This is a genomic window from Mesorhizobium sp. M0293 (genome assembly GCF_040321735.1).
Lineage (GTDB): Bacteria > Pseudomonadota > Alphaproteobacteria > Rhizobiales > Rhizobiaceae > Mesorhizobium.
Genome location: NZ_JAMYSA010000061.1, coordinates 10,796 through 26,825, shown reverse-complemented (window position 1 = coordinate 26,825; position 16,030 = coordinate 10,796). Strand labels below are relative to the sequence as shown.

Annotated in this window: 14 protein-coding genes; 2 read left to right on the top strand and 12 right to left on the bottom strand. The window is 63.4% G+C overall.

The window, feature by feature from the left end:
- Positions 1–38: 38 nt before the first annotated feature.
- The 7 genes from NKJ06_RS21960 to NKJ06_RS21930 all read right to left on the bottom strand — a co-directional run bounded on the left by NKJ06_RS21960 (position 39) and on the right by NKJ06_RS21930 (position 7,216).
- Positions 39–2,300, bottom strand: a complete 2,262-nt coding sequence (locus tag NKJ06_RS21960) for a xanthine dehydrogenase family protein molybdopterin-binding subunit (protein ID WP_352810591.1) — start codon at positions 2,298–2,300, stop codon at positions 39–41.
- Between the two features lie 83 nt (positions 2,301–2,383).
- Positions 2,384–3,364: an FAD binding domain-containing protein gene (locus tag NKJ06_RS21955; protein ID WP_352634522.1), complete on the bottom strand. Its 981-nt coding sequence runs from the start codon at positions 3,362–3,364 to the stop codon at positions 2,384–2,386.
- Positions 3,365–3,367: 3 nt separating this feature from the next.
- A complete protein-coding gene (locus NKJ06_RS21950) occupies positions 3,368–4,027 on the bottom strand; it encodes a 2Fe-2S iron-sulfur cluster-binding protein (RefSeq protein ID WP_352634520.1) in 660 nt (219 codons plus the stop codon).
- 136 nt (positions 4,028–4,163) lie between these two features.
- Positions 4,164–5,042 (bottom strand): helix-turn-helix domain-containing protein, encoded by an 879-nt coding sequence (locus NKJ06_RS21945; RefSeq protein ID WP_352810586.1) that lies wholly within the window; start codon positions 5,040–5,042, stop codon positions 4,164–4,166.
- Between the two features lie 145 nt (positions 5,043–5,187).
- Positions 5,188–5,904, bottom strand: coding sequence for a Bax inhibitor-1/YccA family protein (locus NKJ06_RS21940; protein ID WP_352634517.1), 717 nt, complete (start codon positions 5,902–5,904; stop codon positions 5,188–5,190).
- Positions 5,905–5,927: 23 nt separating this feature from the next.
- A complete protein-coding gene (locus NKJ06_RS21935; protein ID WP_352634515.1) occupies positions 5,928–6,701 on the bottom strand; it encodes an anti-sigma factor family protein in 774 nt (257 codons plus the stop codon).
- The gene (locus NKJ06_RS21930) at positions 6,698–7,216 is read right to left on the bottom strand and encodes a sigma-70 family RNA polymerase sigma factor (RefSeq protein WP_352634513.1); all 519 of its coding nucleotides are present in this window, start codon (positions 7,214–7,216) and stop codon (positions 6,698–6,700) included. The genes NKJ06_RS21935 and NKJ06_RS21930 overlap by 4 nt, the downstream gene beginning before the upstream one ends.
- A gap of 193 nt (positions 7,217–7,409) precedes the next feature.
- Between NKJ06_RS21930 and NKJ06_RS21925 the strand changes: the two genes are divergently transcribed.
- Positions 7,410–8,594 (top strand): amino acid aminotransferase, encoded by a 1,185-nt coding sequence (locus NKJ06_RS21925; RefSeq protein WP_352634511.1) that lies wholly within the window; start codon positions 7,410–7,412, stop codon positions 8,592–8,594.
- 139 nt (positions 8,595–8,733) lie between these two features.
- On the top strand, positions 8,734–9,558 hold the full coding sequence (gene mazG / locus NKJ06_RS21920; RefSeq protein WP_352634509.1) for a nucleoside triphosphate pyrophosphohydrolase: 825 nt from the start codon (positions 8,734–8,736) through the stop codon (positions 9,556–9,558).
- A 6-nt stretch (positions 9,559–9,564) separates the two neighbouring features.
- Here the strand turns inward: mazG and hflX are convergent, their stop codons facing one another.
- The 5 genes from hflX to NKJ06_RS21895 all read right to left on the bottom strand — a co-directional run bounded on the left by hflX (position 9,565) and on the right by NKJ06_RS21895 (position 15,947).
- A complete protein-coding gene (gene hflX / locus NKJ06_RS21915) occupies positions 9,565–10,956 on the bottom strand; it encodes a GTPase HflX (protein ID WP_352634507.1) in 1,392 nt (463 codons plus the stop codon).
- Positions 10,957–11,202 carry an RNA chaperone Hfq gene (hfq, locus tag NKJ06_RS21910; RefSeq protein ID WP_006202172.1) on the bottom strand — a complete coding sequence of 82 codons (246 nt, stop codon included), beginning with the start codon at positions 11,200–11,202 and terminating at the stop codon, positions 10,957–10,959. It abuts the gene before it with no gap.
- A gap of 145 nt (positions 11,203–11,347) precedes the next feature.
- Positions 11,348–12,211 carry a D-amino-acid transaminase gene (locus NKJ06_RS21905; protein WP_352634504.1) on the bottom strand — a complete coding sequence of 288 codons (864 nt, stop codon included), beginning with the start codon at positions 12,209–12,211 and terminating at the stop codon, positions 11,348–11,350.
- Positions 12,212–12,310: 99 nt separating this feature from the next.
- A complete protein-coding gene (gene ntrX / locus NKJ06_RS21900) occupies positions 12,311–13,672 on the bottom strand; it encodes a nitrogen assimilation response regulator NtrX (protein WP_352634502.1) in 1,362 nt (453 codons plus the stop codon).
- Entirely contained in the window at positions 13,662–15,947 is a 2,286-nt protein-coding gene (locus tag NKJ06_RS21895; RefSeq protein WP_352634501.1) for a sensor histidine kinase NtrY-like, read from the bottom strand. Before NKJ06_RS21895 ends, ntrX begins: the two co-directional genes overlap by 11 nt.
- Between the last annotated feature and the right edge of the window lie 83 nt (positions 15,948–16,030).

Here is a 16,030-nt window from a genome sequence, read left to right as displayed (position 1 = left end):
TCAAGGGCGAGCGCGCCTTCGTCCTGGTGCTTGCCTAATCAGATGGCGGTCAAGGGCAAGCCGGGCAGCACCTTGTCAAGGGTGATCGGAAATTCACGCACCCTAACGCCGGTGGCGTTGTAGACGGCGTTGGCGACAGCAGCCCCCGCACCGCAGACGCCAAGTTCCCCTAATCCCTTGGCGCCGAGTGGATTGGCCTTGTCATCGTGTTCCTCGAGGAAGACGACCTCCATCGCGCCGATGTCGGCATTGACCGGGACGTGATACTCGGCAAGGTCGTGGTTGACGAAGTGGCCGTGGCGCCGATCGAGCACCGTCTCCTCCATCAGCGCCGCGCCGATGCCCCAGCTCATGCCGCCGATGATTTGCGAGCGCGCGGTCTTCGGATTGAGGATGCGGCCGGCGCCAATCACAGCCAGAAAGCGACGCATCCGGATCTCGCCGGTATCGCAATCGACCGCGACCTTGGCGAAATGCGCGCCGTGTGAGTGCTGGGAATAGGCCTTGTAAGTTTCGGTGGCATTGGCGGCGGCAACAGAGCCTTCGGCCTCGAACCCGTCGGGGGCAATGCCGCGAATGAGATCGCTCAGCCTTGCCGAACGCTCGCCGATCCTGACTTCGCCGTGGGCGAAGTTCGCCTCGCTGACATTGACGCCACGGAACGGCGAAGCTTCGCTCGACCGTGCCACTTCCAGGATCCGCTGCTTGAGGATGCTGCACGCCTGATGCAGCGCGGAACCCGAACTCGTCGCCCCCCAGGAGCCGCCGGAGCCGGCAGTGCGCGGGAAAAGGCTGTCGCCAAGCTCCACCTTGACAGATGAGAGCGGCAAGCCAAGGTTTTGCGCGACGATCTGAGTCAAGATCGTATAGGTGCCGGTGCCGATATCTGTCATGTCGAGCCGTGCCGTGACCTGGCCGTCCCGGTCGATCGCGACCCGCGCCGTCGTTGCGCCGATATAGTTCGGACGGATCGCCGCCGCCATGCCGTGGCCGATGAGCTTGCGGCCCTCCCGGGTACGGCCGGGCACCGGATCCCGCCCCTGCCAACCGAAACGACGCGCACCCTCCTCCATGCAGGCCACGAGGTTGCGGGTCGAAAACGGCACACCGCGCTCCGGATCCTGTGTCGGCTCGTTGCGGATCCTGAGTTCGATCGGATCCAGCCCAAGACGCTCGGCAAGTTCGTCCATGGCGCATTCGAAGGCCAGCATACCCGGCGCTTCTCCGGGCGAGCGCATCCATTCGCCGCGATTGATATCGAGTCGAACCAAGCGATGGCGGGTGAGGCGGTTCGGCGCCGCGTAGAGCGAGCGGGCAAAGGCCGCCGTCTGCTCGCAATACTCTTCGAAGCTCGACGTCGCCGACCAGACGTCATGCGAGATCCCGGTGAGCCGTCCGTCGCTATCCGCACCGAAACGCAGCTGATGGATCATCTCGGCGCGATGACCGGTGTTGGCGAACATCTGCTGGCGCGTAAGCGCGATCTTTACCGGGCGCTGCAAGACCCGCGCCGCTAGCGCTGCCAGCACCGTGTCGGCATGGATAATCAACTTGGAACCGAAGCCTCCGCCGACGAAGGGGCTGACGATGCGCACGCGCTCCGGCGGCATGCCGAGCGTGCTGGCAACGCCTGCCCGATAATTCGCAAGCGTTTGCGCCGATGTATGGATCGTCAAATCGTCGCCTGACCAGACGGCGATCGTCGCATGCGGTTCCATAGGGTTGTGGTGCTCGAATGGCGTCCGATAAGTGGCATCGACCTTGACCGGAGCTTGCGCGAAAGCGCTCTCGAAGTCGCCGAGAACGCTGTCCGTCTCCAGGCCGGCATTTGTCCGCCTGGGTGCATAGGCATCGCTGAGATGCGCTTGGAGATCGTAGGTACCCGTCTCCTCTTCGTAGCGCACCCTGATGAGCCCCGCAGCGGCACGCGCCGCCTCGAATGTCTCCGCGACGACCAGCGCCACCGGCTCGTCATAGTAACGTACGCGGTCACTGCTGAGCGCCGGGCGGGCGCGCGTGAAAACCTCCGGCACGGTCGGCGTCACCGCCGGGCCAAAATCCGGCTGTGGCGGAGCATTCCGGTGCGTCATGACGCCGACTACGCCCGGTGCCTTTTCAGCGTCCGAGATATCGATCTCTGCGATGCGGCCCTTGGCGATGGCGGCGCCGAGAATATATCCATAAGCGACGCCGTCGACTGCATGCTCATAGGCGTAAGTCGCGCGGCCTGTCACCTTGAGCGGCCCGTCGATGCGGTCGACCGGACGACCGATGAATCCGACATGTGGGGAAGATTTCATCCCTGAACGGGAGGCAAAGCCGGTCGAATCGGCAGACTGTCCGTGAGGCGTTATGGTCTTGTGCATGGGCTCACCTGGAATGTTTAGTCGGCGGCGGCGGCGAGAGTGTGCCGCACCGTCCGTTTGGCCAGCGGGATCTTGAAATCATTGTCGCCATGCCCGACCGCCTCGGCCAGCGCGGCTTCGGCGGCTTCGGTAAAAGCGTCATCGGACGCCACCGAGCCGGCGAGCGTTTGCTCAGCCGCGGTCGCGCGCCAGGGCTTGGCCGCGACGCCGCCCATGGCGATGCGGGCGCTGCGTATGCGGTCGCCACTTTTCTCGACGATCGCCGCCACTGACACTAGTGCGAAGGCATAGGAGGCGCGGTCGCGCACCTTGCGATAGAGCTGCCGACCGGGCGGAGGAGCCGGCAAGGTGACCGCGGTGATCATCTCACCAAGGCCGAGCTCCGTCTCCACGTCGGGCGTTGTCCCGGGCAGGCGATGGAGATCGCCGATCGGAATGGTGCGAGCTTCGCCGCCTGGCGACAAGGTCTCGATCCTGGCGTCGAGCCCGGCCATGGCAACCGCCATGTCGGAGGGATGAACCGCAATGCAGGCTTCGCTTGCACCGAGGACCGCATGCACCCGGTTGAAGCCTTGCAGCGCGGCACAACCGGAACCCGGCTCGCGTTTGTTGCACGGCATGTTACGGTCGTAGAAATAGAAGCAGCGCGTGCGTTGCAGGAGATTGCCGGCGGTCGAGGCCTTGTTGCGGATCTGGCCGGAAGCTCCCGCCAGCAGCGCTTGCGAGAGCATCGGGTATTGCGACCTCACCCGCGGCTCGGCGGCAAGATCGCTATTGCGGACCTGCGCGCCGATCCGCAGGCCGCCCTCCTCCGTTTCCTCGATCCGGTCGAGCGGCAGGCGGCTGACGTCGACGAGATGCGCCGGCCGCTCGATATCGAGCTTCATCAGGTCGAGGAGATTGGTGCCACCGCTGATGAATTTGGCGTCCGGCCGATTGGCAACCGCGGCGGCCGCCTCTTCCGCCTTCCCGGCGCGCTCATAAGTGAAAGCCCGCATCGCTCACGCCTCCCCTGCCGCGTCGCGGATGGCGGCGACGATGTTCGGATAGGCAGCGCAGCGGCAGATATTGCCGCTCATCCGTTCGCGGATCTCGGCATCGTTGAGCGCGACCGACGCTGCCGCCACTTCGTCGCTGACATGGCTCGGCCAACCCTCCCTGGCCTCGCCCAGCATGCCAACCGCGGAGCAAATCTGGCCGGGCGTGCAATATCCGCACTGAAAGCCATCGCGGGCGATGAAGGCGGCCTGAACGGGATGAAGCCGGTCGCCGTCGGCGAGCCCTTCGACTGTGGTGATCTCGTCGCCCTCATGCATGACAGCGAGCGTCAGGCAAGAATTGATCCGACGCCCGTTGACGAGGACGGTGCAGGCGCCGCACTGGCCGTGATCACAGCCTTTTTTCGAACCGGTAAGGCCGAGATGATTGCGGAACGTGTCGAGCAGCGTTGTCCGCGGATCGAGCTCGACGGCAAAGTCCCTGGCATTGATGCGCAGCGACACCGGCATCGTTGGTCCCGGCGTGGCGGACGCGGCTGCGACGGCGGGCTCCATTTGCTGGGCTTCAACCGGTAGCCCGGTTGCCAGCAGCAGACCGGTCGCGGCCCCTCCCTCCAGCACCGCTCGACGCGTCGGTCCGTTCCTGTTGTCCGTCTCAGCCATGCGTGATCTCCCGGGCGCGGTGATAAGGGCTCGACAGCGACCCCGGCCCGACAGCGGGCGCGTCGGGTGCGCTCATTGACGCTTATGGACGTGGTCCGGCAGGCTCGGCTTTTCTTTCAGGAAATCGGCGGCACTATCAGGATTCCGGAGAAAACTGCACCCGGTAGGCCCCAGGAGTCATGCCTCTGAGGCGTCGGAACGTCGCGGTGAAGTGGCTCTGGCTCGAAAAGCCGAAGCGAAAGGCAATGGTGCCGATGGACACCCCGGTTTCACGCAGCACGACTTCCGCCTGCCGGACCCGTTCCTCGATCACATAAGCGTAGGGTGCGAGACCGGTCGTCGCCTTGAAGCGGCGCGCAAACGTGTCGACTCCCATCTCTGCGACAGCCGCCAGCTCGCGCAGCGAAATATCGGAGTTGATGCGTGCCTCGATGTATTCCCGGATGCGGGCAAACGTGCGGCGGCTGAGACGGCCGTAACGCGGGGCCGGGAGTTGCTTGCCGGCCAGCATCGCCACGCGCAAGCTGACGAGCGCAGCCAGATGCTCGACATAGCCAGTGTCCGGCTTGTGGCCGAGCGCCATCTCGACCCGGAGCGAACTCAAAAGCGTTGCGATGACGTTGTCGCTCCTGTTCACCAGGATCGGCGTATCCGCCAGGCTTTCGCTACCTGGAAATTCGGGATCGATCCACAGGGCCGAATAGGAAAGATTGACGTCCCGGTAGGTCCCAAGCCGCTCCGCACCGGCGGGGACGAAGGTGAGGTCTCCCGGACGATCCATCCCGTCGTAGACGGACTTTTCCCCGGAGCGGATCGATGTATGCGACGTCCCGCCTTCCTCGGTCAGTACGACCAGATGGTGGGGAGCTGTCCAGCGGAGTTCAGCGTCCCGGCACACCCAGCGCCGATTGTCGAAAACGACCGAAGAGTCGACCCAGGCTGCCGTTTGCAGGGTTTCCGACTTCTCCTCCCGGCTCCGAATCCGTCCGTGACCAAGCAAGGGTCTGAATGACATCGCGATATTTTACTGGTCCACTTTTGAGCAACAGAACGCTCGGGTTGGAATTATTCGCTGGCCTCCGATGGCAAGATGATCAGCACGAGGCCTGGGCCTGCCCGATCTGATTGATCGAGCAGGCCGGCAGGAAGGCAGGAAGGCGTTATTCGCGTTCGCCGGTGAAATTCAGCAACAGCTGGAAGATGTTGATGAAGTTCAGATAGAGCGAGAAGGCGCCGAAGACGGCGAGCTTCTGGCGCGATTCGCCGTCGAAATTCTCCGCATACTGTTCCTTGATCGTCTGCGTGTCCCAGGCGGTCAGGCCAATGAACACGGCGATGCCGATCACCGAGATGGCGAACTGGAGCGCCGTCGAGCCGAGGAAGATGTTGACGATGCTGGCGATCACCACGCCGATCAGGCCCATGATCAGGAACGACGAGAACTGGGTCAGGTCGCGCCTGGTCGTGTAGCCGTAGAGGCTGGTGGCGCCGAACATGGTGGCGGCGATGAAAAAAGTGCGCGCGATGCTGGTTCCGGTGAAGACCAGGAACACGGAAGCGAGCGACAAGCCCATGACCGCGCAGAACGCCCAGAACATCGCCTGGGCGCTGGCCGCCGACATGGTCTGCATCTTGAACGAGAACAGCAGGACGAAGGCGAGCGGCGCCAGCATCACGACCCATTTCAGCGGGCTGGAGAAGATCGGCACGTAGAGCGCCGGCGTCGACGAGATCAAGAAGGCGACCAGGCCGGTGACCACTAGGCCAACGCCCATGTAATTGTAGACGCGCAGCATGTGCTGGCGCAGGCCCTCGTCGAAGATGGCGCCGGTTTGGGCGGCGGCGGGGGTGCGGTATCCCAGATTGGGCGTGTTCATTTGCATTCTCCTTTGTGGATCGATCAATAAAGCGTCTTGGCGAGCGTCTCGGCTGCGCGGTCGAGGTCGTGGACCTCGCTTCGTCCAACCACCGCGTAGGCAACCTCGCCGATCTGGAAATAGGCCGATGAGATGTCACCCGAGGGTGCGACGGTCGGCTTGACGACGTCGAAGGTTCCCGGTCGGATCGCAAACAGCGACACCAGCCCCATGTCTTGGGTCTCGACCGCCATCTCGACGCTCGGCCCAAAGCGCGACGGATAGATCTGTACGTCACGGACTTTCCAGTCCTCTGGCAGCGACGGCATGACGATGGCGGTCGCGGCGCGGATCTCGCCGGCGTTGTAATTGGGCGCTTCCTGCTGCGACGGCATGCTCTCGCGCACCAGCGTCGTTCTGTGGGCCCGCACTGCCTCGTCGACATAGGCGGGCGGCTGCGGCGAGGCGACGACCTTGGTCACCGACATCGGTCCGACGATGCCGTTCGCCAGCCAGCCGGCGGCAACGAAGGCGGCGACCGCCGCCGCGCGCTGCAACACGCCGAAGATACGGCCGCGAGCAAGCCCCCTCTCCAGCCGCCGCGCGGCATCGGCGGTCGCGGGCCGCGCCATACCCTTGGAGCCTGCAAGCGCCACGCGCAGTTCATCGCGGGTTCGGAGATCCGACATCACGCGCGCCGCGGCCTCCGGCCTCGCGGACAGAAACGCCTCGACCTCGATGCGGCGGGTGACGTCGATCTGGTCGTCGACATAGGCGTCGAGATCGATATCGGTCACGGGATCGACAGTTGCTGTCATGATGGGCCTCCAACGATCCTGAGGTGATTTTTCGCCTTCGCCGGAGCCGCTTCCATCTCGCGCAGTGCGGCACGCGCCCTGCCGATGCGCGACATCAGCGTTCCCAGCGGCACACCGCTGGCATCGGCGGCCTGCTGGTAGGACAGGCCTTCGATGGCGACGAGATGCAGCGCTGAACGCTGTTCTTCCGGCAGGCTGAAAAAGGCTGCGCGCACCTGAGCCAGGCGCACCGAATGTTCCTGCGGCGCCGGCGTGCTGTCGTCGGCCAGGTATCCGGCCTGTTCGAGGCGTACCGCTTCGGACCTGCGAGACCGCATCTTGTCGATGAAAGTGTTGTGGACGATCGACAGCAGCCAGGCGCGCAGGTTTCCACCGGAGCGGAAGGTGCCACGCCGTTCATAGGCACGCACCAGCGCATCGTGCACGAGATCCTCGGCCTCCGTGCTGTCGCGCGTCAGCGAGCGCGCGTAACGGCGCAGCGAACCGAGCTGTCCTATGATGTCAAAACGTGCCATCGACGGTTTCATGTCCTGTTTACGGAGCATGTGGGGATTTTAATCCCGGCCTTGCCAATTTTCTTCGCCGGGTTCGCTGGAGGATATCGTTCGCTGCTGCCCCAGAAAGCTTTGCGCGGACTGAGACGACAGGAAAAGCGCTGGCGAAAAGTGACCGATTTGCGTATCACTCCGCCGCAATTGGAGCCGTTCGATGTTTGAAACCCTGCAGCCCGCCCCCGCCGACAAGATCCTGGCCCTGATCGGCCTTTATCGCGCCGACCCGCGGCCCGACAAGGTCGACCTCGGTGTCGGCGTCTACAAGGATCGCGACGGCAAGACGCCGGTCATGCGCGCCGTGCGCGAGGCCGAAAAGCGCCTGCTGCAGGGTCAGGACACTAAGACCTATCTCGGGCTTGCCGGCGATACCGGCTTCAACACGGTGATGGCCAAGCTCGCCTTCGGTCCGGGTGCCGACATGACGCGCATCCGCGCCGCACAGGCGCCCGGCGGCTCCGGCGCGCTGCGGCTGGTGGCGGAACTGCTCAAGCGGACACGCTCGGACGCGACCATCTGGCTGTCGGACCCGACCTGGCCGAACCATATGCCGGTGATGCGTGCCGCCGGCCTGCAGATCCGCGAATACCCCTATTTTGATGCCGCATCGGGCGCCGTTCGTTTCGAAGACATGCTGGTCACGTTGCGGACGGCAAAGAGCGGCGACGTCGTGCTGCTGCACGGCTGCTGTCACAACCCGACCGGCGCCAATCTGGATGCTGCCCAGTGGGCGGCCGTTGCCGATCTGGTCGTCGAGCGCGAACTGCTGCCGTTTGTCGACATCGCCTATCAGGGCTTCGGCGATGGCCTTGAGGCCGACGCCCTCGGTTTGCGCCTGCTGGCGGCGAAAGTTCCGGAAATGGTCGTCGCCTCGAGCTGCTCGAAGAATTTCGCTGTCTACCGCGACCGCGTCGGCGCGGCGATGGTCCTGGCCAGGGATGGCGCGCAGGCGGACGTGGCGATGAGCCAGATGCTGTCGGCGGCGCGCGCCATGTATTCGATGCCGCCGGACCATGGTGCTGCCGCGGTGCGCATCGTGCTGGAAGACGCCGCCTTGCGTGCGGACTGGGAGGCCGAGCTTGAAGAGATGCGCCTGCGCATGCTCAGGCTTCGGGTCCAGTTCGCCGAAGCGCTGCGGCGTCAGTCCAATTCCGATCGTTTCGATTTCGTGGCCAGCCATCGCGGCATGTTCTCCCGCCTTGGCCTCACGGAAGCGCAAGTCGAGCGGCTGCGTGCCGAGCACGGCATTTACATGGTCGGCGACAGCCGCATCAATGTGGCCGGCCTGCCCGAGGACGGCATGGACGAACTCGCCAAGGCGATCGTTTCGGTGCTCGACTGAGGCGGCTCATCTGTGGACAAGGCTCCCGCGCCGGCTGACGGTGTTGGCTGCGCGACAGGCGGCGGGATAGCATCCGTTAGACTGTTTTGACGCAATTCCGGACAGAAACCGTTTTACACTTTTCCTGGAATAGCTCTAGATGACACCATCGAAAGACATTTCGCGCCTGATCGAGATCATGGCGGCGCTGCGAGCCCCAGAGACCGGTTGTCCCTGGGACATCGAACAGGATTTCTCGACCATCGCACCCTACACGATCGAGGAGGCCTACGAGGTGGCGGACGCCATCGCCCGCGGCGACCTCGACGATCTGCGCGATGAACTCGGCGATCTCCTGCTGCAGGTTGTCTACCACGCGCAAATGGCTGAAGAGGCAGGTGAATTCGCCTTCGGCGATGTGGTCCAGGCGATCACCACCAAGATGATCCGCCGCCACCCGCATGTCTTCGGCGACGAAAAGGCCCGCAGCGCCGGCATGGCCAAGGGCATGTGGGAAAAGATCAAGGCCGAGGAGAAAGCGGAGAAGCGACAAGCCCGCCTCGCCCGCGGCCTCGACCCGGAAGACAATGGCAAGGGGTTTCTGGACAGCGTACCGGTCGCCCTGCCCGCGCTGACGCGGGCGTTGAAACTTCAGGAGAAGGCCGCCCGCGTCGGCTTCGACTGGAGCGAGGCAGCCCCCATCCTCGACAAGATCGAGGAAGAGATCGGCGAATTGCGCGAAGCGCTGGCCAAGGGCGAGACTGCCTCGATCAAGGATGAATTTGGCGACATGCTGTTTGCTGTCGTCAATCTCGGGCGGCACTTGAAGGTCGATTCCGAAGCGGCGCTGAGCGGCACGAATGAAAAATTCCGGTCGCGCTTCCACTATGTGGAGCAAGCCCTGGAAAAATCTGGCAACACGCTGGACAAGGCTGGTCTGGCCGAGATGGAAGCGCTCTGGCAGGAAGCAAAAACCGCGAAGTAAGTTACATTACCCGTTGTTTTTCCGACGCAATCTGCTTTCGATCTCTTCGCGGGCGCTTTGCGTGGCCTTGAGCGAGATGGTGGCGCTGCCGTCATCATTGTCGCTTCGCGAGACAACATCGCCATTGCGATAGAGCCAGTCGACAAGGCCGAATTGCGCCGGCTCGATCGTCACCGTCAGGTCTTCGAGTTCGCCCGCCATCCGCGTTTCGATGATCGCCTTCAGGGCATCGACACCCTCACCGGTCACCGCCGATACGGCAATCGGCGGCGCCTTGCTGGCATCGACGCTGTCGGCAAGCAGCCGGCTCCGGTTGCCCTCGTCGAGCCGGTCGATCTTGTTCCAGACCTCGATGACCCGCTTGGCGTCACCGGCGTCGACACCGAGGTCAGCGAGGATGCGCTCGACATCCTCGGCCTGAGCCGCAGTGTCCGGATCAGAAATGTCGCGCAGATGGATGACGAGATCGGCCTCGACCACCTCTTCCAGCGTGGCGCGAAAAGCCGCGATCAGGTGTGTCGGCAGGTCCGAGATGAAGCCGACCGTGTCCGAAAGGATGATCGGCGTGCCATGCGGCAGCCGCACGCGGCGCAGCGTCGGATCAAGGGTGGCGAACAGCATATCCTGCGCCAGCACATCTGCTCCGGTCAGCCGGTTGAACAGCGTCGACTTGCCGGCATTGGTGTAGCCGACGATCGCCACCACCGGAAACGGCACCTTCTTGCGCTTGGCGCGGTGCAGGTCGCGGGTGCGGCGCACCGTTTCCAGCTCTTGTTTCAGCTTGATGATCTTTTCCTGCAACTGCCGCCGGTCGGATTCGATCTGCGTTTCGCCAGGGCCGCCGAGGAAGCCGGCGCCGCCGCGCTGGCGCTCGAGGTGGGTCCAGCTGCGCACGAGGCGGCCCTTCTGGTAGTTGAGATGGGCGAGCTCGACCTGCAGCGTGCCTTCCTTGGTGCGCGCCCGCTCGCCGAATATCTCGAGGATCAGCCCGGTGCGATCCAGCACCTTGGCGTCCAGCTCCTTCTCGAGATTGCGCTGCTGCACCGGGGTCAGCGGATGGTCGACGACGACCACTTCCGCATGTCCCTCTTTGATGATTTCTGCGAATTCCGCGACCTTGCCGCTGCCGAGCAACGTCGCCGGGCGCGGATCATTGACGGTCACCACCGCGGTATGGATCAGATCAAGGTTGATGGCGCGGGCGAGACCCACGGCCTCATCATGACGAGCATCAGCCGAACGCATCAGCCGTGGACGGTTCGTCTCGTCGTCGTTGCGCTGGTGGCGGGTAAGAACGGGCACAATGACAACGGCCCGGGTCGGGCCCTTGGCTTCCGTCCCGGGATGATGCGCTGGTTTTCCGCGAACGGTAGCGTCCGCGTCTTTCTCACGTGCCAATCAGGCGCCCTGGCTTTCCTCGCCATCGAACATTTGAACCGGCTGGCTCGGCATGATCGTGGAAATGGCGTGCTTGTAGACGAGCTGGGAGTGACCATCACGGCGCAGCAGGACACAGAAATTGTCGAACGAAGTGACCACGCCGGTCAGCTTGACGCCGTTGATGAGGAAGATGGTGAGCGGGTTCTTGCTCTTGCGAACTGAATTCAGGAACAGGTCCTGAAGGTTTTGCGATCGTTCCGCCATTGTTCTTGTCTTTCGCCGATCCCCTTCGGTTTGCAAGCCAATGCGCCAAATTAACGGGCACATGTCAAGCTCGCAAACACCGTCTTGTCGTCAGTAACGACAAGCAGAACGAGATATATTGATGTTCATTCCACCTGTGCGGTTATCAGGCTGGACTTTTTTCCGCAATGTCAAAAAAGGCTTGCCGCAACGAAAGTGTTACTGAGCCGGGGTGCCCATTGGCGACGGGATCGCCATCGATGGCCACAACCGGCATGGCGATTGTCGTTGCGGAGCTGATGAATGCCTCGCGTGCCGCCTTGGCCTCGGCGACGGAAAAACCACGCTCCTCGATCTTCAGGCCAAGCTTTGCGGCCACTTCGAACATGGTCGTGCGGGTAATGCCGCGCAGGATGCCATGTTCGGCCGGCCTGGTGACCAGGACGCCGTCCCTGGTGACGATCCAGGCGTTGGACGATCCGCCTTCCTTGACGTTGCCGTCGGTGTCGACGAACCATGCTTCCTGCGCGCCGGCTTCCTTGGCCTTCTGCTTGGCCAATACATTGGGCAGCAGCCCGACTGTCTTGATGTCGACCCTGTCCCAGCGGTTCTCGGGCACGGTGATGACGGCGATGCCAGCCTCGGCGCGCTTTGTTCCGGCGGCCGGATCGGCCTTCCTGGCGGTGACCACCAAGGATGGCTTGGTGTCGGCGGAGGGGAAGACAAAGTCGCGGCTGGCAACGCCGCGCGTCACCTGGACATAGACCAAGCCATTGGCGACATGATTGCGGTTGACCACCTCGCGCAGGATCAGCGGCAGCACGTGGGAGGTGACTGGCCATGCGATCGACAATTCGGTCAGTGAGCGGTTCAACCGCGCCAGATGGCGCGGCATGTCGACAATGAAGCCACGTGCTACCTCGCAGACCTCATAGACACCGTCGGCGAACTGATAGCCGCGATCCTCGATATGCACGGCAGCGTCCGCGTGCGTGACATAGCGCCCGTTGACATAGGCAATGCGCGGCATTGGCGACCCCTCAGAAATTCTCGGGCTTTCTTATGCGATTCCGCCGCCGCCGTAACCGGCAAATGCTTGGCGCAAGTGCGGATGGCTGGACGTCGCGCGTCAGACGCCCAGCGACTTCAGCTTGCGGTGCAAGGCGGAGCGCTCCATGCCGATGAACTCGGCAGTTTTCGAGATGTTGCCACCGAACCGGTTGATCTGGGCGATCAGGTAGTCCTTCTCGAATTGTTCGCGCGCCTCGCGCAACGGCAGCGCCATGATGTGCTGGTCGGATTGATTCGGCGTGCGCGGCATGACATCGCCGATCTCGGCCGGCAACAGATCCGCGGTGATTGGCGCATCGACGTTGTCGCCGCGCGCCAGGATCATCAGGCGCTCAACATTGTTGCGCAGCTGGCGGACGTTGCCCGGCCAGTTGTGCGCCTGCAGCACGGCCAACGCGTCATCGCCGATGCGGCGCGGCTTGATGCCGGCCTGACGCGCGATCTGCTTCATGAAATTGTCGACGAGATAGGGAATGTCCTCGCGCCGCTCGGCCAGTCCCGGGACCATGACCGGAACCACCGCCAGGCGATGATAAAGATCCTCGCGGAAACGGCCGTCGGCGATCATCGCTTCGAGGTTCTGCGAGGTCGAGGAGATGATGCGGACATCTACCTTGACCCGCTTGGTGCCCCCTACCCGCTCGAACTGCTGCTCGACCAGCACGCGCAGGATCTTGTTCTGCGTCTCGCGCGGCATGTCGGCCACTTCGTCGATGTAGAGAATGCCGCGATGGGCCTCCTCCAGCGCGCCGACCTTGCGCTCGACGCCGTTCGATTCGGTGCCGAACAGCTCGATCTCCATGCGCTCGGGCGTGATGTTGGCGGCGCTCAGCGTCACGAAAGGTGCGCCCTTGCGCGCCGACAGCGTGTGGATGGCGCGCGCGGCCAGCTCCTTGCCCGAGCCTGACGGGCCGATGATCATCACGCGGCTGTTGGTGGGCGCCACGCGCTCGATGGTCTGGCGCAGCTGGCTCATCGCCGACGACATGCCGATCAGATCGAAGGTTTCGCCGCTGCGCAGCTTGAGGTCGGAAACCTCACGCCGCAATTTCGAGGTCTCCAGCGCACGCTCGGCAATGAGGATCAGCCTGTCGGCCTTGAACGGCTTTTCGATGAAGTCATAGGCGCCGCGACGAATGGCGGAGACCGCCGTTTCGATGTTGCCGTGGCCGGAGATCATCACCACCGGCAAGGTCGGGTGCATCGTCTTGATCTCGTCGAGCAGCGCCAGCCCGTCCAGGCGCGAGCCCTGCAGCCAGATGTCGAGGAAAATCAGCCGCGGCGCCCGGTCGGCGATCGCCGCCAGGGCGCTGTCGGCATCGAATGCCGTGCGGGTTTCGTGACCTTCGTCGCTCAGTATGCCCGCAACGAGTTCACGGATGTCTTCCTCGTCATCGACGATGAGAATATCAGACGCCATTACCGACCTTTTCAGTTTCTCTTTCGTTTTCCGCCCTGCTTTCGCCGCGCGGGGCCGTTGCGGCCGCAGGCGGCAGGATGATGCTGATCATCGCGCCGCGCCCATCGTGGAAGTTCGCAGGAGCATCGTGTAGTTCCAGCCTGCCGCCATGGTCCTCTACGATCTTCTTGACGATAGCGAGGCCAAGTCCGGTGCCCTTCTCGCGTGTGGTCATGTAAGGCTCGAGCAGCCGTTGGCGATTCTCGCGCGGCAGACCTTTGCCATTATCGATGACGTCGATTCGAATCGCACCATTCTGACGCCCCGCTTGAATCCGGATTATGCCGTGCGAACCATCCTTCTGTTCCAATCCGTCGATTGCCTCGGCGGCGTTCTTGATCACATTGCCGAAAGCCTGCGCCATCAGCCGGCTGTCGAAGGTACCCTTGAGCGGTTCGGTGCCGAATATCCGCTCGAAAGTGATGTCGGCGCGGCTGACTTCGACCAGGAACGAAGCCTCGCGCAGCGATTCGCGCAGGTCGATAGCCTTCATCTCGGGCTTGGGCATGCGCGCGAAAGCCGAGAACTCGTCGACCATACGGCCGATATCCTCAACCTGACGGATGATGGTGTCGGTGCATTGATCGAAAACCTCGCGGTCCTCGGTAATCACCTTGCCGTAGCGGCGCTTGATGCGTTCGGCCGAGAGCTGGATCGGCGTCAGCGGGTTCTTGATCTCGTGGGCGATACGCCGTGCCACGTCCGCCCAGGCGGAGGAGCGCTGCGCCTGCACCAGATCGGTGATGTCGTCGACCGTCACGACATAGGACTTTTCCTCCGAGCCGTCATCGCCGGCCTCGATGGTGATCTGCACATTGAAGGTCCGCTCGGCGCCCGCACGGTAGAAGGTGACCTGCTCGCGGTAGACGGGTTTGCCGGACTTGCGGCCGATTTCGAAGACGCGGCCGACATGCGGCAGCACGGCTGAGAGGTTCTGCCCAAGGGCGGCGTTGGCTGAAATGGCCAGCATCGCCTCGGCCGAGCGGTTGACGATGGTAACGATGCCGTAGGGATCGACGCCGATGACGCCGGCGGTGACGCCAGCAAGCACGGCCTCCGAGAAGCGGCGCCTCTCATCGATCAGGTCCTTCGCGGACAGGATCTCGTTACGCTGTGATTTCAGCTCCAGAAGCATCTTGTTGAATGTGTCGCCGAGGGAGGCGACATCGCCATCCGATGGCCTGACCGGAACCGCGACATCGAGATTGCCGGTCGCCACCTCGTCAGCGGCGCCGATAAGCTGGCGAATGGGCCGCACCAGACGGTCGGCGACGGCGATGCCGGTCCAGATCGCGGACAGGATGATGATCAGCGTCAGCGACAGATAGGGCAGCGCGAACGCCACCTGCGAGGTGCGGCGGTTGTCTTCCAGCCCGCGATATTCGTCGGTGTTGGACCTGACGATCTGCCGCGCCTTGATCACCTCGGGATCGACGAGGCGAATGGTGTAGAGATAGAGGCCTTCTATCTCGCGCAGCTTGACGATGGCGCCCATGATGTTACGCGTTTTCGGCTCGATCAGCACCGGCTTGCCGTCGGAAGCGCTGGCTACGGCGCCTTCCGGCGGCTCGGGCATGGCGAAATCCGTGTCGGTCTTGGCGCTCATGACAAAAGAGCCGTCCGGCTTGATCAACGCCGCATGCGCCAGCGATCGGCCCACGGCTTCCTTGTTCATCAGGTCGAGAAAGCCAGTACGATCGAGACCGTAGAGCGTCCTTGACGCGTCGAGATCGTAGGCCATCGATAGCGTCGTGCCCTGCAGGTTGCGGGCGTTTTCCTGGACATAGGCGTCGGCAATCGACAGCGACGAATTGACGATCGTCTTGGTGCGAATCTCGAACCAGCGGTCGAGACCGATATCGAGCGTGATCGACGCGATGATGGCCACCATGATGGCGGGAATGGCGGCAACCAGAGCGAACATGGCGACGATGCGCACATGCAGCCGCGAGGCGGCCTTGCCGTGCCGGCGCGCCATCAGGATGCGGTGCACTTCACGCCCGACCAGCGCTATGAGGAACAGGACGAAAGCGGCGTTGAGGGCAATCAGCGCCAGCGTCGTCGATTCGTTCGGCGTGATCGGCGTGGCGCCGACAAGGATGGTGAACGAGATCGCCGCCGTCATCAGCGCGCCGACGACCGCGACCACGCCGGGCAGCGCCAGCAGCCGGCGCCCGTCACGCGCGCCGGGTTCGCTGAAAAGCGGTTGGTTTGTTGTCGGTGCCTGCGGAGCCATGTCGCCGTCTAGAGCCATGATTGCGTCGGATGTATGCAACGCATTGTGGCGATTATGCAACAAGTGTGACCGAGACGGAAATC